Here is a 19165-nt window from a genome sequence, read left to right as displayed (position 1 = left end):
GACCCCGCTGCTGACCCACTTCGACCGCAACGGCTTCGGCTACACCCTCAACCGCGCCACCGGCGAGCTCCTCGTCGCCGAGAAGTTCGACCCGGTCGTCAACTGGGCCTCCAAGGTCGACATGGACAAGGGCTCCAAGACCTACGGTCGCCCCCTCGTCCAGGCCAAGTACTCCACCGAGCAGAACGGCGAGGATACCAACTCCAAGGGTATCTGCCCGGCGGCCCTCGGCACCAAGGACCAGCAGCCTGCTGCGTTCTCGCCGAAGACCAACCTGTTCTACGTGCCCACCAACCACGTCTGCATGGACTACGAGCCGTTCCGGGTGACCTACACCCCGGGCCAGCCCTACGTCGGTGCGACCCTGTCGATGTACCCCGCGCCGAACAGCCATGGCGGCATGGGTAACTTCATCGCCTGGGACGGCGTCGAGGGTAAGATCAAGTGGTCGAACGCCGAGCAGTTCTCGGTCTGGTCGGGCGCTCTCGCCACCGCCGGCGATGTGGTCTTCTACGGCACGCTCGAGGGCTACCTGAAGGCCGTCGACTCCAAGACGGGTAAGGAGCTGTACAAGTTCAAGACCCCGTCGGGCATCATCGGCAACGTGATGACCTACCAGCACAAGGGCAAGCAGTACGTCGGCATCCTGTCGGGTGTCGGTGGCTGGGCCGGCATCGGCCTCGCGGCCGGCCTGACCGACCCGAACGCCGGTCTCGGCGCGGTGGGTGGTTACGCCGCCCTCTCGAGCTACACCAACCTCGGTGGTCAGCTCACCGTCTTCGCGCTGCCGAACTAATCGGTCGCACGAAGCCGCTCTGAAATGAGTGCCGGCGCGGGTTTCCGCGCCGGCATTCTTATGATTAGAATGCCCTCAAGAAGGCTGCGAAAGGCCGCCTGAGAGCGGCTCGACCTTCAGGTCCCAGGGAGATTTTTGCGTTGCATTACCTCAGCAAATCCGTCACGCGGCCGTTCCTGGCCGCCCTCGCCCTAGCGTCCGTCTCGATGGTCGCCGTACATGCTGAGGATGCCAAGCCCGCCGATCCCGCCCTCGCCAACTCGCTGAACACCGACGACAAGTCGGCCGAGCCCGACGACAAGCTCCTCAAGAAGGATGCCGCGGTGAAGGTCGAAGAGGGCAAGTACTTCGATGCCGAAGGTCACCCGACCTTCCACATCACCGACGCGGGCAAGAAGTTCGACTGGTACACTTACTCCGGCTACCGCCGCTATCACGCCGAGTGCCACGTCTGCCACGGCCCGGACGGCATGGGCTCGACCTACGCGCCGGCGCTCAAGGACTCGCTCAAGCACCTCTCCTACGAGGAGTTCATCGGCATCCTGGCCGGCGGCAAGCAGGACGTGAGCTCGTCCGACCAGAAGGTCATGCCCGCCTTCGGCGATAACAAAAACGTCATGTGCTACTCGGACGACCTCTACGTCTACCTGAAGGCCCGCGCCTCCGGCGCGATGGGCCGCGTCCGCCCGGGCGACAAGGAAGACAAGCCCGAGGCCGCCAAGAAGGCCGAGAAGGAGTGCATGGGCGGCTGATGCGCCGCGCACGCACCCACGCTGCCGTCGCGATCGCGCTCCTGCCTCTCCTGGTAGGGGTGCGGGACGCGGCGGCGCAGAACGTCCCCGATCTCGTCACCGCAGACGTGCTTCGCGTCTGCGGCGACCCGGGCAACATGCCGTTCTCCGAGCGCAAAGAGGACGGCTTCGAGAATCGCATCGCGGCGATCATCGCCGACGAGCTGAAGATCAAGGTCCGCTACTACTGGCTGACCCAGGGGCCCGGCTTCGTCCGCAACACCCTCGGCACCGGCCTGTGCGACCTGATCGTCGGGTCGGCCCTCGGCAGCGAGGGCGTCCAGAACACCAATCCGTACTATCGCTCGGTCTACACGCTCATCGTGAAGCAGGGCGATCTGGCGGGGGTGTCCGGGCTCGACGACCCCAAGCTCAAGGGCAAGCGCATCGGCGTCATCGCCGGAACGCCGCCGGTCAACCGGATGGGCGACCTCGGCCTGATCTCGAGCATGAAGGCCTACGCGCCGTATCAGCTCGACCCGGCACGCAAGAACCAGACGGTGGGTGCCGAGATCGTGTCCGACCTTGCGGCCGGGCAGATCGACGCCGCGGTGCTCTGGGGACCGTCCGCCGGATGGCTGGCCAAGCAGAGCGGCACGGCGATGGACGTGATTCCGCTCCTGAAGGAGCCGGATCGCCCGCCGATGAGCTACCGCATCGCCATGGCGGTACGGATCGGCGAGAACGACTGGAAGCGGTCGCTGAACACCATCCTGCGCAAGCGCCGCTCCGACATCGAAGCGGTGCTTCGCGACTTCGACGTGCCGCTGCTCGAAGAGGAAGAGAACAAGCTGCTCGCGCCGAACGCGCACTGAACGCGTCGTCGACAGGATATCATAACACTCGCGAAGGGTCGGGCGAACGCCCGGCCCTTCGTCGTTCCGGGATGCGTTCAGTTCCGCTCGATGCCGCTGCGGTCGAGCTTGGCCAGCGCGTCGGCGACGGTCTCGCCGCCGATGACGAGGTCGGGCGCGATCTCGGCGAGCGGCACCAGCACGAAGGCGCGCTCGCGGACGTAGCGGTGCGGAAGGACGAGGCGCTCGTCCGAGACCTCGGCGCCGGCATAGGACAGCACGTCGATGTCGATCACGCGCGGCCCCCAGCGGCGCTCGCGGATGCGGCCGAGATCGCGCTCGACGCCGAGGCAGGTATCGAGCAGGGCGTGCGGGTCGAGGTCGGTCTCGATGGCGAGGGCGCCGTTGAGGAACCAGTCCTGATCGGTCTCGCCCCAGGGCGGGGTGCGGTAGTCGGACGACCGCGCGGTGATCCGGATGCCGGGAACCGCCGCGAGACCCCGCACCGCGGCGGCGAGATGCCCGGCCTTGTCGCCGATGTTGCTGCCGAGGCCGAGATAGGCTTGCGTCATGCCCGGGCCTCCCGCCTGCGGGTGATCAGGACCGCGATCCCGTCGAGGTTCGCGGGAACCGGCGCGCTCGGCTTGTCGACCCGGACGGTGATCGCCTCGAGAGCCGGAAACCGCGCCAGGATCTCGCCGGCGATCGCCTCGGCCAGCGCCTCGATCAGGTCGAAGCGCCGCTCGGTGGCGATCGAGACCGCGATGGCGGCGAGGTCGGCGTAGCTCACCGTCCGCGTCACGTCATCGGAGCGGCCGGCGGGCGCCAGGTCGAGGGCCGCATCGAGCGACAGGTAGAAGCGCTGCCCGAGGCGCGTCTCCTCGGGCAGCACGCCGTGATGGGCGAAGACCGCGATGCGCTCGACGAGGATGCGGTCGCTCATCGGCGGTCTCCCGGGCGCAGGACGGCGTCGACCACGCGCATCGCGTCGACATGGGCGGCGACGTCGTGGACGCGGACGATGTCGGCGCCGAGCGTCGCGGCAAGCGCATGCGCCGCGAGCGATCCGTTGAGCCGGTCGGCCGGCGCGGTCTCGCGGTCGTGCAGCCGGCCGAGCAGCGACTTGCGCGAGACGCCCACGAGGATGGGGAAGCCGAGGGCGCGGATCTCGGGCAGGCGCCGCAGCGCTTCGAGGTGCTGGTTCCAGCTCTTGCCGAAGCCGATGCCCGGATCGAGCACGATGTCGCCGTCGGGGATGCCGGCCCGGCGGGCGATGCCGAGCGAGACCTCGAAGAAGCGCAGCATGTCCGAGACGATGTCGAGGTCGGCGTCGACAGTCTCGCGATTGTGCATGATCATCACCGGCGCGCCGTGGTCGGCGGCGACAAGGGCGATGTCGGGCTCGCGCTGCAGGCCCCAGACGTCGTTGACGATGCGGGCGCCGGCCGCCAGCGCGCTCTCGGCGGTCGAGGCCTTGTAGGTGTCGATCGAGATCGGGACGGAGAGCCGGTTCGCCAGGGCCCGGATCGCCGGAAGGACGCGGGCCTGCTCCTCCTCGGCCGGCACCGGAACGTGGCCGGGGCGGGTGGACTCGCCGCCGATATCGACAAGCGCGGCGCCCTCGGCAGCCAGCGCGTCGGCCTGCCGGCAGGCGGCTTCCTCGCCGACGAAGCGGCCGCCATCCGAGAAGGAATCCGGCGTGACGTTGAGGATGCCCATCACGAGGGTCCGCCGGCCCAGTTCGGGCAGCAAGCCGGCGAGGGCGGCGGGTCGATGGCTCAAGGGGCGTCGCTTCTCTGGCTCGTCGCGGGCGGCTCCCGCCGCGTCGATGTGGCCGGTTTTTCCGGGCGAAGCAACGGCGCCCGTTGCCATGAGAAAAGGCCGCCCGGTACCGGGCGGCCTCTCCAAGGTTCCTGGGCGACGCCTCAGCCGCGGTAGCAGCGGATCTCGGCCTCGGCCTGGGCGCGGCGGAGGTCGGCGACCTTGTCGTCGAACACCTTGGTCGACTTGAACTCGTTCGAGCGCGCGCCGATGCCCTGGCGCATCGAGAGCACGGTGCTCGCCTGCACGTACTTGTCGTAGGGCAGGATCGCCGCGAGCTGGTCGATCGAGCAGGTGCAGCGCTGCATCGCCTCGCGGGTCTGGCCGTTGGCGGCCATGCAGCCGAAGACGTAATCGACGCGCGCGTCGGTCGGGTAGTCGTTCTCGGCATCCGCCGCGACGACCGGCATCGCCAGCATCGTCAGCGCGACACCGGACAGGGCAAAGCCCTCAACCAGCTTTCTGATCATAGCTCAGCCGCTCCTCCAAGAGTTCGCCGCCCTCGGCATTCTTCGATTGCGCCTCGATCGAGACGATCTCGCCGGGCACCTCGGGAGAGGTGACGAAGGTGTAGGTCATGTTGTCCATGCCGCGCATGCGCTGGGCCATCCCATCGCCGAGGAAGGGCCTGGACACCACCTGCCAGGCGTCGACCGAGCGGCCCTTGTAGTCGACCTTGATCGGCGTGACGGTGGCGCCGTCGCGAAGGCCCTTGCGGATCGCGAGCTTCAGGTAGCGCGGGTTGGCCTGGAGCACCCGGGCGAGATTGGTCAGGTGGTTCTCCAGGAACAGCGGGATCACCGGGTTGCCGGACATGTCCTCGAACGGGCCGGCGGGGAACCGGTTGGTGCCCGAGAACATCTCGACGGCGATGTTGCGGCCGTCGCCGCCCGTGCCCGGCTCGAGGGTGAGCTTGATCGTGTCGTCGAGCGGCGGCCCGAACGGGCCCTTCGCGATGCCGGACCGGCGCAGGTAGTCGTAGGTCAGCGTCGAGCCGGCGGCGGCGTTCTTCAGCTGCGGCTGCTCGAACAGCAGGTCGGCCGCGCTCGGGGGCGCCGCGGCGTTCGCCTGTTCCGGCGCGGCTGCGGCGGGGGCAGGAGCCGGGGCGGCGGGCGCCCCCTCGACGGCGAGCGCCGGGGTCGCGGCAAGCAGCGCAGCGACGATCACGAAACACTTCACGAGAGGGCGTCCTCCTTGCGTGGCGCCGGGATATTGGCCCCGATCGTCCGGTAGGTGTAGTCGGGCGGCGTCTCGGCCGCCTCCTCGACGGCGAGCGCCCGCACCTTGGCGTGCAGGGGCGACAGCGAGCAGGCGGGGTCCGTCGCCGCCGCATCGCCGGCGAGCGCCAGCGCCTGGCAGCGGCAGCCGCCCCAATCCTTCTCGCGCCGGTCGCAGGAGCGGCAGGGCTCCTGCATCCAGTCGGTGCCGCGATAGGCGGTGAAGGCCGGGGCGTTCGCCCAGATGTCGCCGAGCGAATGCTCGGTCACGTGCCAGAACTCGAGATGGCTGATCGTCTCGGCCGCATGGCACGGCAGCACCTTGCCCTGCGGCGTCACGTTGATCAGCTTGCGGCCCCAGCCGCCGGCGCAGGCCTTCGGGTACTTCGCGTAGTAGTCCGGCACGACGAGATCGATGACGAGCTGGCCCTTGAGGCGCTCGCGGGCCGCCTCGACGATGCGGATCGACTGATCGACTTGGGCCTTGTTCGGCATCAGCGCGGCGCGGTTGACGTAGGCCCAGCCGTAATACTGCGTGTGCGCCACCTCGAGGCGCTTGGCGCCGAGCTTCACCGCGAGGTCGATGAAGCCCTCGACCTCGTGGATGTTGCCGCGGTGGATCACCGAGTTCAGCGTCAGCGGCAGGCCGAGCTCGGTCACCTTGGCAGCGAACTCCATCTTCTGCGGCTGCGCGTTCTTCAGGCCGCCGATCTTCTCGGCGTTGGCCGCGTCCACGCCCTGCACCGAGAGCTGCACGTGGTCGAGGCCGACGTCGTAGAGCGCCTGGAGCTTGGACAGGGCGCCGCCGACGCCGGAGGTGATCAGGTTCGAGTACAGCCCGAGCTTGGCGCAGGTCTCGGTGATCTCGACGATGTCGTTGCGCGCCGTCGGCTCGCCGCCGGACAGGTGGACATGGAGCACGCCGAGGCCCGCGGCCTCGGTCAGCACCCGCTGCCAGGTCGCGGTGTCGAGCTCGCGCGAGCGTCGGTCGAGGTCGAGCGGGTTCGAGCAGTACGGGCAGCGCAGCGGGCAGCGGTGCGTCAGCTCGGCGAGCAGCCCGACCGGGGCCGGGATCGCCGCCGCGTTCGGGGTCAGCGCGTTCATCGCTCCAGCACCCTCTTTCCGGCGAGGTCGTTCAGCATGGCCAGCACGTCGACCTCGATCGCGCGCGGGTCGGCGGCGTAGGTCTCGCCGAGCCGGTCGGCGATGGCGGCGACGCTGGTCTTGCCGTCGACGAGGTTGAGGACCGCGACGGCGTTGGCGTCGAGGTCGAAGGTGCGCTCGGGGGCGAGCAGCACGTGCTTGTCGCGGGTCTGGTCGAACCGCATCCGCACGCCGCGGGGCAGGCGCGGCACGTCGGTCGCCGACAGGCGGCCGGTGCCGGGTGCCCCCGATTGCGTCTCGGCGACGAGCCCGGTGCCGGGCGTCCAGGCGTCGGGCGGGATCATCCCGGGCGCGACGTAGGCGAAGTACAGCGCGTCGAGCTGGGTCCACAGCACGTTGCACTTAAAGGTCAGCGCCGCCATCGCCTGACGTTGCAGCTCGGGCGTGGTGGCATGGCGCTTGACGTAGTCGAGGGCGAAGTCGGCGTCGCGCGGCGCCTGGGTCATGCGCTTCTCGAAGTACGCCAGCGTCTCCTTGGTGATGAAGTCGTAGTTCTTCAGCATGCCCGAAACGCGCTCGGAGATGATGTTCGGCGAGAACATCTCGGTGAGCGACGAGGCGATCGCCTCAAGCAGCGAGCGCTCCGCGACGAAGTGCACGTAGGCCTCGACCGAGAACTTGGTGGCCGACAGGATGCCGGCGGTCGACTCGACGTAGTCGCGCCGGAAGCCGACGCCCTCGGCGAGCTTCAGCCAGCGCTCGATGCCGCCGTCGCCCGGCGCGTCGCCGTCGTGGTCGACGATGCGCTGGCGCCAGACGCGGCGGAGCGCGGCGTCGGTCATCCGCGCCAGCACCGCGGCGTCCTTCACCGGGATCATCGCCTGGTAGTAGTAGCGGTTCAGCGCCCAGGCCCGGACCTGATCCTTGCTCAGCTTGCCGTCGTGCAGCAGGCGGTGGAACGGATGCAGGTTGTGGTAGCGCCGGGCGCCGATGTCGCGCAGCGCCGCCTCGAGCTCGTCGGGGCTGAGCAGGCGCTCGGACGTGTCGGATTGAGGGGTCGGGAACACTGCGTTCATGGCGTCACCAAGCGTCCGTTCGGAGGCGTTTCCTAGTCGTCTGTCGATCACCGCGTCTGGCGGCGGCTTCGCGGCGCAATCGAATCGCGCACGTCCCGTCATGAGATAGGTCGCGGGGCCGTCAAATGCCAACCGCGCCCGGTCGTCGCCGTCAGAGGCTCAGGGTGAGCCCGTCATGGGCGACGACCCATCCGTCCGCCTCGACCGCCGCGCGCTCGGGCGAGCCTTCGACGAGGACGGGGTTGGTGTTGTTGATGTGGACGAAGACGCGCGAACCGATCGCGACATCCTTCAGGCCGGCGACCGAGCCGCCGTCGCCCCGCATCGGCACGTGCCCCATGCGCCATCCGGTCTTGGTGCCGACGCCGGCGCGGATCATGTCGTCGTCGTGCAGCACCGTGCCGTCGAAGAGCAGCGCGTCGACCCCGCCGATCCGGGCCTTCAGATCCTCGGTGACGCGGGCGCAGCCGGGAATGTAGGCGAGGCGGCGGCCGCCGGCCTCGATCATCGCGCCGACCGTGCTCTCGGATTCGGCGCCGAGCTCGAGATCGGCATCCTCGAGCCAGAGCGGGACCTTGCCGGGCACCGAGAACAGCGTGACCGCAAGTCCCGGCAGCGGCTCGAAGCGCTGGCCGAGCGTGATCGCCTCCCGGACGACGACGCCCTCGGCCATCACGTCGAAGACGCGGTTCTCGGCGACCGAGCCGAGGATGCTGCCGGTGCCGTATAGCGTGTAGGGCTGGCCCTCGCGCAGCGTCAGAAGGCCGGCGACGTGATCGACGTCGCCGTTGGTGAGCAGCACGGCGCGGATCGGCGAGTGGCGCAGGCCCTCCCGCGGATGCATCGCCGGGTTGTCGAAGAGTTGCTGCCGGATGTCCGGCGAGGCGTTCACCAGGAGCCAATCCCCGCCATCGGTGGAGACGGCGATGCTCGACTGGGTCCGTGGCCTGACGCGGTCGGGCTCGCTGCGGGCGAGCCGGCAGTTCGGGCAACGGCAATTCCACTGGGGAAGCCCGCCGCCGGCAGCCGAGCCGAGGATCAGGACGCGCATGGAGTGGTCCGATGCAGCCAACAACCCTCAGCTCGGCGCAACACCTCAGTTGAAGGTGTCGATCTCGGCGGACTCGTAGCTGGTGACTTCCATGCCGACGCAGATTTCGGAAACGATCGGGGCAGCCCAGGTCATGGTGTTTCTCCGTCTGATTACGAACATCCGGTGCCGAAAGGTAAACTTAAGAGTACCCTAAGACACTGATGGCGCTTTTGTTTTCCGGCGCGGCACGGGTATCCGCAATTCCGGCCCCAGCATCAAGCACTAAATTGCCTAATGCTCCCAAATTTTTTGTGAGGCTTCGGCGTCGCAGGCTCCCGTGGGACGCGACGTCTCCGTGGCGAGCGTCAGTGCCGGTAGTCCGGCCCACGCGAGTCCAGCATGAAGCCGCGGCCGCGCACCGTGACCAGAAGCGGGCCGCCGTGCCGGACGAAGTCGGCCATTTTTGAGCGTAGGTAGCCGACATAGACGTCGACCACGTTGAGGGAGAGGCCGCCCTGGCTCGCCCACAGCCGCTCGAAGATGTCGGCTCGGGTGACCGGGCGGTTCACGCTCTCCATCAGCATGGCCAGAAGCTCGGCCTCGCGCGGGGTCAGGCGGGCTGAGGCATCGCCGCAGGTGACCTGGCGGGTGTCGAGGTCGAGAACGAGCTTGCCGGCGTTGATCAGCGTGCGCGGCCCCTCCGCCGCCTGCCGGCGCAGCAGGTGCGTGCGCAGCCGCGCCACCAGCTCGTCGAAGACGAACGGTTTTACGATGTAGTCGTCGGCGCCGAGCGCGAGGCCTTCGGCGCGGTCGCGGATCTCGTCACGGGCCGAGAGGAACAGGATCGGCCCGGGATAGCCGCCCTCGCGCAGGCTGCGGCAGACGTCGTGCCCCGAGCCGTCGGGCAGGGTGATGTCGAGAACCACCGCCTCGGGGCTCTCGTTCCGCGCCGACGCGAGCGCGTCGCCGACGCAGCCGGCGGTGCCGACGGAGAACCCCTCTGCCTCAAGGCCGCGGGTGAGAAGGCCGCGGATGTCGATGTCGTCCTCGACCACGAGGATTCGCGTCATGCCGCGTCGTCCTTCCGAATCTGTCGTTCGTCTCGGCTCGTCACGTCGTCGAGCGTCAGGTCGAGGAGCGGGATCTCCAGGGTCACCCGCGCCCCGGCGCCGTTCTCGCCGGCGCCGAGAACGATGGTGCCATCATGCTGCTCGATCAGCCAGCGCGCCAGGGCCAATCCGATCCCGAACCCCATCTCCGCCGGGCGGTCGCCGCGGCGGAAGCGCTCGAACAGGCTCTGCTCGCGGTCGCCGAAACCCGGCCCGTCGTCGGTGACGGTGATGCGGGCCGGCGCCGTGCCGCCGCCGGACAGGGCGACCTCGACCCGGGTGAGGCCGGTGGCATGGCGCAGGGCGTTGTCGATCAGGCTCTCGACGACCTGGCGCAGCCATTCCCGGTCGGCCAGCACCTCCAGGTTCCGCGGGCCCGGCTCGAACGCGAGCGCGACGCGGCGGCGGGCGCCCTCCGAGGCGAGGTTGTCGACCGCCTCGGCCAGGACCGGCGCGAGCTCGAGGGCGCGGCGGTCGAGCTCGATCTCGCCCGATTCCGAGCGCGCCACCCGCAGAAGATCCTCGACGCGCAGCTTGAGGCGCATCGCGCGCTTCCGGATGGTGGCGAAGGCGGGGGCGTGGTCGGTGATGCGCGGTCCAGCGCGGGCCGCGAGGTCGCATTCCCCGAGGATGACGGTGAGCGGAGTGCGAAGCTCGTGGCTGACGTCGGCGAAGAAGCGGCGTCGCGACCGGTCGACCGCCTCGAGGCGCGCATTGGCGGCGCGGAGGTCGGCGGTGCGCGCCTCCACCGTGTCCTCCAGGGCCGCGCGGTCGGCGGCGACGCGGCCCTCGCGCCGGGACAGGCGCGCGGCCATGCGGTTGACGTTGGCGACTAGCAGGCCGAGCTCGTCCCGGGTCGCGACGGAGAGACGCGTGTCGAGCTTGCCGCCGCCGATGGCGCCCGCGGCGCGACGCACCGCCTCGATCCGCGCCAGGGTGGGGCGGGTGATGCTGCGCCACAGCAGCACGACGAGGCCGAGCGCCGCGAGCACCGCCAGCGCGGCCGCGATCCGCAGGCGCTGCGAGAGGTCGCGCGCCGCATCCGAGCCGAGCACCATGCTGCGGCGCTCTGCCTCGATCAGGAACGAGAGCGGCTGGCCGGTCATCGCACCGAAGCCGTTGAGCGCGCCCTTAATGGAGTTCTGACGCTTCTCCGGATCGGTCTGGCGGACGATCTGCGCCACCTGCCGGTCGAGGATCACGCGGGCGGCGCGCAGCTGCGCCATCGGGCGGCTTCGCAGGGCGTACTGCATCCGGTCCTGCGGGTCGTCGCTGCCGGCGACGGATCTCGACAGCGCCTCGTCGACGGTCGTGAGCGCCCGGTCGACGTTGCTGCGCGCGATCCCCATCGCCTCCGGTGCGAGATCGGGATTGCCGATGGTCTCGACCGCCGCCATGCCGAACTGCGTCATCCGGCCCGACAGCTCGGCCAGAAGCTCGAGGCGGCCCTGCGCCGCCAGCGTCCGGTCGATGGTGCGCTCGGCCGCCCCGATCGCCGCGAGCACGCCCGCCGCCGCCAGGACGACGACGAGGGCGATCGACCCGAGCAGCAAGGCGAAGCGGACCTTCAGCGAGCGCATCGTCCCATTCCCGGCCGCATGCGCGGCGCTCCTCGTCCTCGGTTTCCTCAGGGCGCGACCGCGTCGAGAACCGGGCACGGACGCGACCCCCGCATTTCGAGAGAGGGTTTTGGGTCGTTTCAGCGCGAAAGCCAACACGGGCCGCGCCCTGTCACGCCTCTCCGTCGCGAAGCGGATGCAGTCCCCCTCTCAGTCCTGGCTCGGGCCGCCCTCGGCCTCCTCGACCTCGCGGCTCTCCTCGACCTCGGGCGCGACCTGGCCGTAATTCAGCACCGCGACCAGGGTGATGCCGCCGAAGACGTTGCCGAGCAGCGTCGGCACGAAGAAGCGCTCGGCGTACTCGCCCATCGTCGCCGCGCCGGTGACCACGAGGTAGAACGCCTCGACCGAGCCGGCGACGATGTGGGCGAGCCCGCAGAGCGAGACCAGCCAGGTCATCAGGAAGATCACGAACGGCGCCGCGGTCCCGGTGGCCGGCAGGAACCACACCATCAGGGCGATCATCCACCCGGCGAAAATCGCCTTCAGCACCGTGTCCCAGAACGGAAACGCGATGGCCTGATGGCTGATCTCGGCGAAGGCCGCCTTCACCGACGGCTCGAACGCGCCGGAATGGGCCAGCACGGCGGCGATCGCCAGCGTCGCCAGGATGTTGCCCGCAAGCACGACGATCCACAGGCGCAGCACCCGCCACGCGGTCTTGGCCGAGCGGTCGTGCAGCAGCGGCAGGATCGGCGTGATGGTGTTCTCGGTGAACAGCTGCTGGCGCCCGAGCACCACCACCAGGAAGCCGACCGCGTAGCCCATCGTCGTCAGGATCTTGGTCCACTCGCCCTCGGGCAGGTGGGTCTTGAGCACCCCCGGCACGATCAGCGAGAGCGCGATGCTGAGCCCCGCCGCGAAGGCCGAGAGGAACAGCGCCCCCCCGTTCCGCCGCAGTTCCTCGTTGCCCTCGCGCCGGATCACCTCGTGCAGGACGAAGGCGTCGGGGCGACCGATCCCGGCCACCGCCTCCTTGTGCGCGTCGCGCCGAGCTTCCTTGTCGTCCTGCTTCGGCTCGGCCATCACGCAAACGCTCCACGAACCGGATTCAGGGACGGATCGGCCGTCAGCCGCGAAGGCGCGACACCAGCGCCTCGATCTCGGCCCGCGCGCGCGCCACCGAGGCGGCGTCCTTGCCGCGGGCGACGATGCGGTTGGCGAACCCGTCCTTCGTCATCGACGGATAGGAGCCGATCGACACGTCGGCGTAGGCCTTCGCGATCTCGGCGAGGTCGGCGGCGTAGTTGCCCTCGGGCAGGTTGCCGGCCTCCACCGTCTCGGACAGCATCCGCGCGCCGGTCGGCAGCGTCGGGCCGATCTGGTCGAGCATCGCCTGCATGATCGACGGCACGCCGGCCATGACGAAGACGTTGCCGATGCGGAAGCCCGGCGCCTTCGAGATCGGGTTGGCGATCAGGTCCGCGCCGTCCGGGATCCGCGCCATGCGCAGGCGCGCCGCGTTCAGGTCCTCCGGCTTGTGGCGCTCCAGCAGCATCGCCCTGGCGCGGGGATCGACGTCGATGCCGACGCCGAAGGCCTTGGCGACGCAATCGGCGGTGATGTCGTCGTGGGTCGGGCCGATGCCGCCGGTGGTGAACAGGTAGGTGTGGCCGGCCCGGAGCGCGTTCACGGCGCCGACGATGGCGTCCGGCTCGTCGGGGACGATCCGAACCTCGCGCAGGTCGATGCCCACGGCGGTGAGATAGTCGGCGATCGTGCCGATGTTCTTGTCCTTCGTCCGGCCGGACAGGATCTCGTCGCCGATCACCAGGATCGCGGCGGTGATGCTCGTGGAATCGATTGTCATGGGGCTCGCCGTCCTCGGTCCCGCCGCAGATAGCGCGGCGGCGGCTGCGCGACCACCGACGGCGCTTTCATGCGCGGGCGCCTGTCGGCTATGGACCGCCACCGCGACGCAGCCCGGACCCCATGCGCTTTCCCGAACCCCTGATCGAAGGCCGCCTGGTGCAGCGCTACAAGCGCTTCCTCGCCGACGTGGACCTCGCCGACGGCACGCGCGTCACGGCACATTGCGCCAATCCCGGCGCGATGATGGGCCTGAACGCGGCCGGCAACCGGGTGCTGCTCTCGCCGGCCGACGGCCCGACGCGCAAGCTGAAGTATTCCTGGGAGCTGGTGGAGGCCGACCTGCCCGGCGGCCCGCAATGGGTCGGGATCAACACGATGCTCCCGAACGCGCTCGTCGCCGAGGCCTTCGCCGCCGGCGGTCTCGCGCCGCTCGACGGCTACGCGGCATTGAGGGCGGAGGTCCGCTACGGCGCGGCGAGCCGCGTCGACTTCGTAACGAGCGGCGAGGGGCTGCCGCCGGTCCACGTCGAGGTGAAGAACTGCCACCTGATGCGGCGGGCGGCCCTCGCCGAGTTTCCCGACTGCATCGCCGCCCGCAGCGCGCGGCACATGCGGGACCTCGCCGAGGTCGTCGCGGCCGGCGGGCGCGCGATGGTGATCGTCGTGGTCCAGATGCGGGCGGACGCCTTCGACGTCGCCCGCGACATCGATCCCGCCTTCGACCGGGCTTTTCGCTTGGCGCGTGCGGCGGGGGTCGAGACCTACGCCTATCGCTGCCGAATCGACCGGGAGGGCGTGACGATCGCCGACGCGATCCCGATCGTCACGCCGCCCTGACGCGCGTTTTCCGCGCTCCCCGGCGCATGGTACGGTGGTGGCGAGGCTGCGGCGTGCGCTCCGGCCGCCCGAGGCATCCCGATGGCCGATCGCGCGATCCGTGAACCCGTCCTGTTCGATGTCGCCGACTTCCGCGAGTTCCTCGAGACGCGTCCGTCGGAGGAGCGATGGGAACTGATCGCGGGGCTTCCCATGCAGTCGGCGGCACCGCGGATCGGGCATCAGCGCATCGCCAGCAACTTCGAGCGCCATCTCAACGCGGCGCTCAGGAGCCGCCGCCCGGAATGGCACGCCGACCGCGAGATCGGGATCGAGGTCTCGCCGGATTCGCCCTATCGACCCGAGCCCGAGGTGACGGTGATCGACACCGACATAGACACCGAGCGCAATTTCACGGATCGCTTCCATCTCGTGATGGAGGTGCCGTCGGCGAGCGACCGCGGGCGCATCCTGGCGAGCAAGCTCCGGTTCTATCGGGACCACCCGCCGAACCGCTGCATCGTGATCGTCGACCAGGATGCGGTCGCGGTGACGATCCACGAGCGCGACGCGGCGGACCTTTGGGCGGTCCGGGTGCTCCGCTCGGCCGGCGACGTGATCGAATTCGCCGGGCTCGGCTCGATCTGCACGGTCGGCGACCTCTACGAGAACACGCATCTCGACCCGCGGCGCGCGGCGCCGACCTGATCCTCGCAGGATCGGTGAAACCGGCGGCCGGTTTTGCGATCGGAGCCTGCTCAGGCGCTCCGCTCGAACATCCGGTTCAGCCGGGTGCGGCCGATCTCGCGGTAGCCGTGGCCTTCCAGGAGCTTGGGCAGATCGATCTGCCACTGGTCGGTGCCGTCCTCGATCACCAGCAGCGTCGGCAGCAGGGCAGGGGGCGCCTCGCGCAGGAACGGCTCGAGGATCAGGTCCTCGGCGCCCTCCACGTCGAGCTTGATCGCGTCGATCCGGGTCAGGCCCTCGCTGCGCACGAGGTCCATCAGGGTCACCGCAGGCACCTTGATCTGCGCGCTCTCGTTGGTGCCGACGATCTTGAGGCTCGATTCGCCGCGATTGCGCGGATCGACGAACAGCGTCAGCTCGCCGGACTTGTCGGCGACCGCGCAGGCCACGGCCTTGACCGAATGGAATGCATTCTGCGCGATGTTGAAGGTCAGCCGGTCGAACACGTCGGGCTGCGGCTCAACCGCGACGATCCGCGCCTGCGGGCCGGCGAACGCGGCCACGAACAAGGCGTAGGCGCCGATGTTGGCGCCGATGTCGAGGAAGACGCAGCCCGGCCGAAGCCGCGCCTTGAGCAGGGCGCGCTCCTGCGGGTCGAAGAATTGCGGCGTGAACAGCACCTTCTTCTCGCAGTTGTTGTTGTAGGGGTGCAGCCGCATCCGGGCGCCGAGGCGCTCGACGTCGAGGGGCTTGCCGCGCATCAGCGTGATCGCGAGGCGGCGCATGAACATCGCCATCCGCCGTCCGCGCCAGGACTCGGGCGAGATCCGCACGGTCCGCCGGGCGATCGCCGCGACGAGACCGGCCGGGGCGTAGGTGCCGTAGGGCTGAAGGTCGCTCATGCCGGGCTGATGCCAGCCGCGCCGCCCGCGGGCAAGCATCACGCGCGTTGCCGATCGGCGCCGCGGCTCTTACAGCCGGCACGGACCGCGCGGGCCGGTACGCGTGATGGGGAGCGGCGACCATGGACAGCTTCGATTCGGACGGCGTGCGCATCGCCTACATCGACGTGCCGGCCTCCGGCGGCTGCGGCGACCCGATCCTGCTCATCCACGGCTTCGCCTCGAACCACGTGGTCAACTGGGTCAACACGACGTGGGTGCGCACGCTCACGCAGGCCGGCTACCGCACCATCGCGTTGGACAACCGCGGCCACGGCGAGAGCGAGAAGCTCTACGACCCGGCCCGCTACGGCTCCGAGGACATGGCCGGCGACGCCGTGCGCCTCCTCGACCATCTCGGGATCGAGCGCGCCGACGTGATGGGCTACTCGATGGGCGGGCGCATCACCGCGCACCTCGCCCTCGACCACGCCGCGCGGGTGCGCTCGGCGCTGATCGGCGGCCTCGGCCTGCATCTCGTCGAGGGCAAGGGCCTGCCCTCCGGCATCGCCGAGGCGTTGGAGGCGCCGGCGGGCGCGAAGGCGGCGAACCCGACGGCCGCCGCCTTCCGCACCTTCGCCGAGCAGACGAAGAGCGACCTGCGCGCGCTCGCCGCCTGCATCCGCGGCTCGCGCCAGACGCTGTCGCGCGCCGAGATCGGGCAGATCGACGTGCCGGTTCTCGTCAGCGTCGGCACCCTCGACACCGTCGCGGGCTCCGGCCCGGGCCTCGCGGCCTTGATGCCGAACGCGCGAAGCCTCGAGCTCGAAGGCCGCGACCACAGCTCCGCCGTCGGCGCCAAGCCGCATCGCGACGGCGTGCTGGCCTTCCTCGCCGCGCGGCCCTGAGGCCGGCGCGGCCGCGTCACTTCAGCTTCGCATAAGCCTCGTCGAAGGCGGACTTCACCTCGGCGCAGGTGGCCGCGTCGGGCGCCGACATCGAGCGCACGCCGTCGGCGACGCCCTCCTTGAAGCGGGTCATCGCCGGGCTCGGGCCGCCGGTGTCGATGCCCGAGCCCGTGAGCATGGTGTCGGCGAGCTGAGAGACCTGATCCTTCGGCATCTTGCAGAAGGTGGCGGCGCCCGTGAACTGGCCGAAGCCGAAGGCGAGCTCCTCGGGCGTCTCGGCCGAAGCGGGGGCCGGGCCGGCAAGCGCGCAGGCGAGCAGGAGCGTAGAGAGGGCACGGTTCATCAATCGTCGTCCAGGCAGTGGCGTGAAGTCCAGCGACGAGGCATGCCGGCCCGGCCGTTCGCGGTCCAGGCGCGCGCAGGCGGTCCCGACGCGTTTGGGACGTACGGTCAAGGATACGGGACGGCGCGTTTCCCGGCGCGGCAGCGGCCGGTCGAGAGGCGCGGGCGGGGGCTTAGGATTGACCGGCCCGGCCGCCTCGACTACGAACCGCTCGTCACCGCGGCTCCTTCAGGGGCCGCTTGGCGTTTTCATACGCACCCGTGAGTCGCCTTCGAGGCGGCTCTGTCGTCCCGGGCCGCAAGGCCGGCGGGAAGAGGAGGGCGCGTTCCTCACTATCTCGTTTGCGAGAGGACACGCGATATGTCGAAGCGGATTCAGGCCAAGCACAAGCTCGACCGCCGCATGGGCCAGAACATCTGGGGCCGCCCGAAGAGCCCCGTGAACCGCCGCGAGTACGGCCCCGGCCAGCACGGCCAGCGCCGCAAGGGCAAGATGAGCGACTTCGGCACGCAGCTGCGCGCCAAGCAGAAGCTCAAGGGCTATTACGGCAACATCACCGAGAAGCAGTTCCGCCGCTACTACGCCGAGGCGATCCGCCTGCGCGGCGACTCGAGCGAGAACCTGATCGGCCTGCTCGAGCGCCGCCTCGATGCCGTGGTGTACCGCTCGAAGTTCGTGGCGACGCCGTTCGCCGCCCGCCAGTTCGTCAACCACGGCCACATCAAGGTCAACGGGCGCCGGGTCAACATCCCGAGCTACCTCGTGAAGCCGGGCGACCTGATCGAGGTCAAGGAAGCCTCGCGCCAGCTCGAGATCGTGGTCGTCGCCTCGCAGCTCCCCGAGCGCGACGTGCCGGACTACATCGAGGTCGACCACCAGAAGATGACCGCCCGCGTCACCCGCGTGCCGGGCCTGACCGAGGTGCCGTACCCGGTGCAGATGGAACCGAACCTGGTGATCGAGTTCTACTCGCGCTGAGCCGATCGACGGATCACCGTCGTGCCGCTGGGAAGGGTTGTCCGAAAGGGCGGCCCTTTTCCATGTCCAGGGGGCGGACGTGTCGCGCGCTCGCGCGCGTTCACGCGTCCCTCCGTCGCCCGTCATAGCCGCCCGTCATTCCGGAGCGCCGGTGGCGAGCCCGGAATTCGGAACCGCAGGTCGTGCTCCCACCTGCCGCTTCGGCGACTCTGGCTTTCGGGCTCCGCTGCGCGGACCCGGAACGACGGCGCGGGTCGGAAGTGCCGGGTCGGGGCAGGCCGGATCGCCTGTGCAGAACCGGCGACGGCCGAGCCGTTCGGTATCAGGCTTCGCGCTTGCCGACCGCGCCCGCCCGCCGGACCGCATCGAGCGTCACCACGTGCGGCCCGGCGGGACCGGCGACCGCGAGCCGGGTGCGGCCGCCTGCCAGCATCATGGACAGCGCATCGCGCAACGTCGCCGTGTCCGCGATCTCCGGCGCGTCGGCGGCCGTTCCGGGCTCGGCGGCTTCGGAGACGGTGAGCAGCGCGAGGCGCCGCAGCGCCCGATCCTCGCCGACGAAGGAGGCGACGAACGGGTCGGCCGGCGCGGCCAGCAGCGCCTGCGGCGCATCGGCCTGGACGACGCGGCCAGCCCGCATCAGCACGACGCGGTCGCCCATCAGCATCGCCTCGTCGATGTCGTGGGTGACGATCAGCACGGTCTTGGACAGGCGCTTGAGGATCGCGCCGATCTCGTCTTGGAGCCGTCCGGCGCGCCCCCCGCCAGCGAGGCGAGCAAGGCCTCCGCGATGAAGGCGGCGAACGAGGCCGAGATGATCAAGGCGCAGAAGGCTTCGGCCGCCCGCGACAAGGCCTGGGACGCCCGCACGCGCAACTCGATGTCCTCGATCTGCAAGGGCTGCTGAGGGCACGGGTCCGAGCGCGCCGCGCCGGCGGTGATCCGGTTCGAGGGCGTCTCCAAGCACTTCGCCGGGGCGCCCGGCCCCGCCGTCGACCGGCTCGACCTGACGATCCCCGAGGGCACCACCTGCGTGCTGATCGGGCCGTCCGGCTGCGGCAAGTCGACGACCCTGCGCCTGGTCAACCGCTTGATCGAGCCGGATGCCGGCCGCATCATGCTCGGCGGGCACGACGTCGCGGCCGTCGACCCGATCGCGCTTCGGCGCGGCATCGGCTACGTGCTCCAGGGCATCGGCCTGTTCCCGCACCGCAGCGTCGCGCGGAACGTCGCGACCGTGCCCGAGCTGCTCGGCTGGCCGAAGACGCGGATCGCGGCGCGCGTCGATGCGATGCTCGGCCTCGTCGGGCTCGATCCGGCGCTCTACCGCGACCGCCGCCCGGACGCGCTCTCCGGCGGACAGCGCCAGCGCGTCGGCGT

General features: G+C 70.0%; 25 protein-coding genes. 9 read left to right on the top strand and 16 right to left on the bottom strand.

Annotated features, from left to right (window positions below; translation table 11 throughout):
• From FV223_RS05145 to xoxJ, 3 genes are all read left to right on the top strand, one after another.
• Positions 1-796, top strand: a 796-nt coding sequence (locus tag FV223_RS05145) for a PQQ-binding-like beta-propeller repeat protein (RefSeq protein WP_147725793.1), incomplete at its 5' end; no start/stop codon positions are given.
• 140 nt (positions 797-936) lie between these two features.
• The gene (locus FV223_RS05140; protein WP_147725792.1) at positions 937-1548 is read left to right on the top strand and encodes a c-type cytochrome, methanol metabolism-related; all 612 of its coding nucleotides are present in this window, start codon (positions 937-939) and stop codon (positions 1546-1548) included.
• Positions 1548-2402, top strand: coding sequence for a rare earth element methanol dehydrogenase accessory protein XoxJ (gene xoxJ, locus FV223_RS05135; protein ID WP_147725791.1), 855 nt, complete (start codon positions 1548-1550; stop codon positions 2400-2402). Before FV223_RS05140 ends, xoxJ begins: the two co-directional genes overlap by 1 nt.
• 77 nt (positions 2403-2479) lie before the next feature.
• Here xoxJ and folK read toward each other — a convergent pair whose 3' ends face one another.
• The 13 genes from folK to FV223_RS05070 form a co-directional block, all read right to left on the bottom strand.
• A complete protein-coding gene (gene folK / locus FV223_RS05130; RefSeq protein ID WP_147725790.1) occupies positions 2480-2953 on the bottom strand; it encodes a 2-amino-4-hydroxy-6-hydroxymethyldihydropteridine diphosphokinase in 474 nt (157 codons plus the stop codon).
• A complete protein-coding gene (folB, locus tag FV223_RS05125) occupies positions 2950-3324 on the bottom strand; it encodes a dihydroneopterin aldolase (RefSeq protein ID WP_147725789.1) in 375 nt (124 codons plus the stop codon). The genes folK and folB overlap by 4 nt, the downstream gene beginning before the upstream one ends.
• The gene (gene folP, locus FV223_RS05120; protein WP_244030297.1) at positions 3321-4100 is read right to left on the bottom strand and encodes a dihydropteroate synthase; all 780 of its coding nucleotides are present in this window, start codon (positions 4098-4100) and stop codon (positions 3321-3323) included. Before folP ends, folB begins: the two co-directional genes overlap by 4 nt.
• A 206-nt stretch (positions 4101-4306) precedes the next feature.
• The gene (locus FV223_RS05115) at positions 4307-4672 is read right to left on the bottom strand and encodes a hypothetical protein (protein ID WP_147725787.1); all 366 of its coding nucleotides are present in this window, start codon (positions 4670-4672) and stop codon (positions 4307-4309) included.
• Positions 4653-5381, bottom strand: a complete 729-nt coding sequence (locus FV223_RS05110; RefSeq protein ID WP_147725786.1) for a hypothetical protein — start codon at positions 5379-5381, stop codon at positions 4653-4655. Before FV223_RS05110 ends, FV223_RS05115 begins: the two co-directional genes overlap by 20 nt.
• A complete protein-coding gene (pqqE, locus tag FV223_RS05105; protein ID WP_147725785.1) occupies positions 5378-6523 on the bottom strand; it encodes a pyrroloquinoline quinone biosynthesis protein PqqE in 1146 nt (381 codons plus the stop codon). The genes FV223_RS05110 and pqqE overlap by 4 nt, the downstream gene beginning before the upstream one ends.
• Positions 6520-7599: a pyrroloquinoline-quinone synthase PqqC gene (pqqC, locus tag FV223_RS05100; protein ID WP_147725784.1), complete on the bottom strand. Its 1080-nt coding sequence runs from the start codon at positions 7597-7599 to the stop codon at positions 6520-6522. Before pqqC ends, pqqE begins: the two co-directional genes overlap by 4 nt.
• 151 nt (positions 7600-7750) lie before the next feature.
• Positions 7751-8650 (bottom strand): pyrroloquinoline quinone biosynthesis protein PqqB, encoded by a 900-nt coding sequence (gene pqqB / locus FV223_RS05095; protein WP_147725783.1) that lies wholly within the window; start codon positions 8648-8650, stop codon positions 7751-7753.
• Positions 8651-8695: 45 nt separating this feature from the next.
• Complete coding sequence (gene pqqA / locus FV223_RS05090; RefSeq protein ID WP_055889187.1) at positions 8696-8785, bottom strand: pyrroloquinoline quinone precursor peptide PqqA; 90 nt, start codon at positions 8783-8785, stop codon at positions 8696-8698.
• 212 nt (positions 8786-8997) lie between these two features.
• Entirely contained in the window at positions 8998-9702 is a 705-nt protein-coding gene (locus FV223_RS05085; protein WP_147725782.1) for a response regulator transcription factor, read from the bottom strand.
• Positions 9699-11321 carry an ATP-binding protein gene (locus FV223_RS05080; protein WP_147725781.1) on the bottom strand — a complete coding sequence of 541 codons (1623 nt, stop codon included), beginning with the start codon at positions 11319-11321 and terminating at the stop codon, positions 9699-9701. The genes FV223_RS05085 and FV223_RS05080 overlap by 4 nt, the downstream gene beginning before the upstream one ends.
• 189 nt (positions 11322-11510) lie before the next feature.
• A complete protein-coding gene (locus FV223_RS05075; RefSeq protein WP_147725780.1) occupies positions 11511-12386 on the bottom strand; it encodes a formate/nitrite transporter family protein in 876 nt (291 codons plus the stop codon).
• Between the two features lie 43 nt (positions 12387-12429).
• A complete protein-coding gene (locus FV223_RS05070; RefSeq protein WP_147725779.1) occupies positions 12430-13170 on the bottom strand; it encodes a molybdopterin-binding protein in 741 nt (246 codons plus the stop codon).
• 122 nt (positions 13171-13292) lie between these two features.
• Between FV223_RS05070 and sfsA the strand changes: the two genes are divergently transcribed.
• Entirely contained in the window at positions 13293-14009 is a 717-nt protein-coding gene (sfsA, locus tag FV223_RS05065; RefSeq protein ID WP_147725778.1) for a DNA/RNA nuclease SfsA, read from the top strand.
• Positions 14010-14090: 81 nt separating this feature from the next.
• Entirely contained in the window at positions 14091-14696 is a 606-nt protein-coding gene (locus tag FV223_RS05060) for a Uma2 family endonuclease (RefSeq protein ID WP_147725777.1), read from the top strand.
• Positions 14697-14746: 50 nt separating this feature from the next.
• Here the strand turns inward: FV223_RS05060 and FV223_RS05055 are convergent, their stop codons facing one another.
• Positions 14747-15577, bottom strand: coding sequence for an FkbM family methyltransferase (locus FV223_RS05055; protein ID WP_147725794.1), 831 nt, complete (start codon positions 15575-15577; stop codon positions 14747-14749).
• A gap of 122 nt (positions 15578-15699) precedes the next feature.
• Between FV223_RS05055 and FV223_RS05050 the strand changes: the two genes are divergently transcribed.
• A complete protein-coding gene (locus FV223_RS05050; protein WP_147725776.1) occupies positions 15700-16464 on the top strand; it encodes an alpha/beta hydrolase in 765 nt (254 codons plus the stop codon).
• 16 nt (positions 16465-16480) lie between these two features.
• On the opposite strand, the gene FV223_RS05045 is transcribed toward FV223_RS05050, so the two are convergent.
• Entirely contained in the window at positions 16481-16807 is a 327-nt protein-coding gene (locus FV223_RS05045) for a hypothetical protein (RefSeq protein WP_147725775.1), read from the bottom strand.
• Between the two features lie 360 nt (positions 16808-17167).
• Here FV223_RS05045 and rpsD point away from each other — a divergent pair, with 360 nt between their 5' ends.
• Positions 17168-17785 carry a 30S ribosomal protein S4 gene (rpsD, locus tag FV223_RS05040; protein WP_147725774.1) on the top strand — a complete coding sequence of 206 codons (618 nt, stop codon included), beginning with the start codon at positions 17168-17170 and terminating at the stop codon, positions 17783-17785.
• A 322-nt stretch (positions 17786-18107) separates the two neighbouring features.
• Here rpsD and FV223_RS05035 read toward each other — a convergent pair whose 3' ends face one another.
• A complete protein-coding gene (locus tag FV223_RS05035; protein ID WP_147725773.1) occupies positions 18108-18485 on the bottom strand; it encodes a hypothetical protein in 378 nt (125 codons plus the stop codon).
• Between FV223_RS05035 and FV223_RS05030 the strand changes: the two genes are divergently transcribed.
• Both FV223_RS05030 and FV223_RS05025 read left to right on the top strand, forming a co-directional pair.
• Entirely contained in the window at positions 18468-18692 is a 225-nt protein-coding gene (locus tag FV223_RS05030) for a hypothetical protein (RefSeq protein ID WP_147725772.1), read from the top strand. The genes FV223_RS05035 and FV223_RS05030 overlap by 18 nt on opposite strands.
• A 30-nt stretch (positions 18693-18722) precedes the next feature.
• On the top strand, positions 18723-19165 hold a 443-nt coding region (locus FV223_RS05025), incomplete at its 3' end, for an ATP-binding cassette domain-containing protein (protein WP_147725771.1).

Source organism: Methylobacterium sp. WL116, assembly GCF_008039455.1.
Classification (GTDB): domain Bacteria; phylum Pseudomonadota; class Alphaproteobacteria; order Rhizobiales; family Beijerinckiaceae; genus Methylobacterium.
The sequence above is the reverse complement of the archived record's forward strand: the minus strand, read 5'-3'. Positions and strand labels throughout refer to the sequence as shown.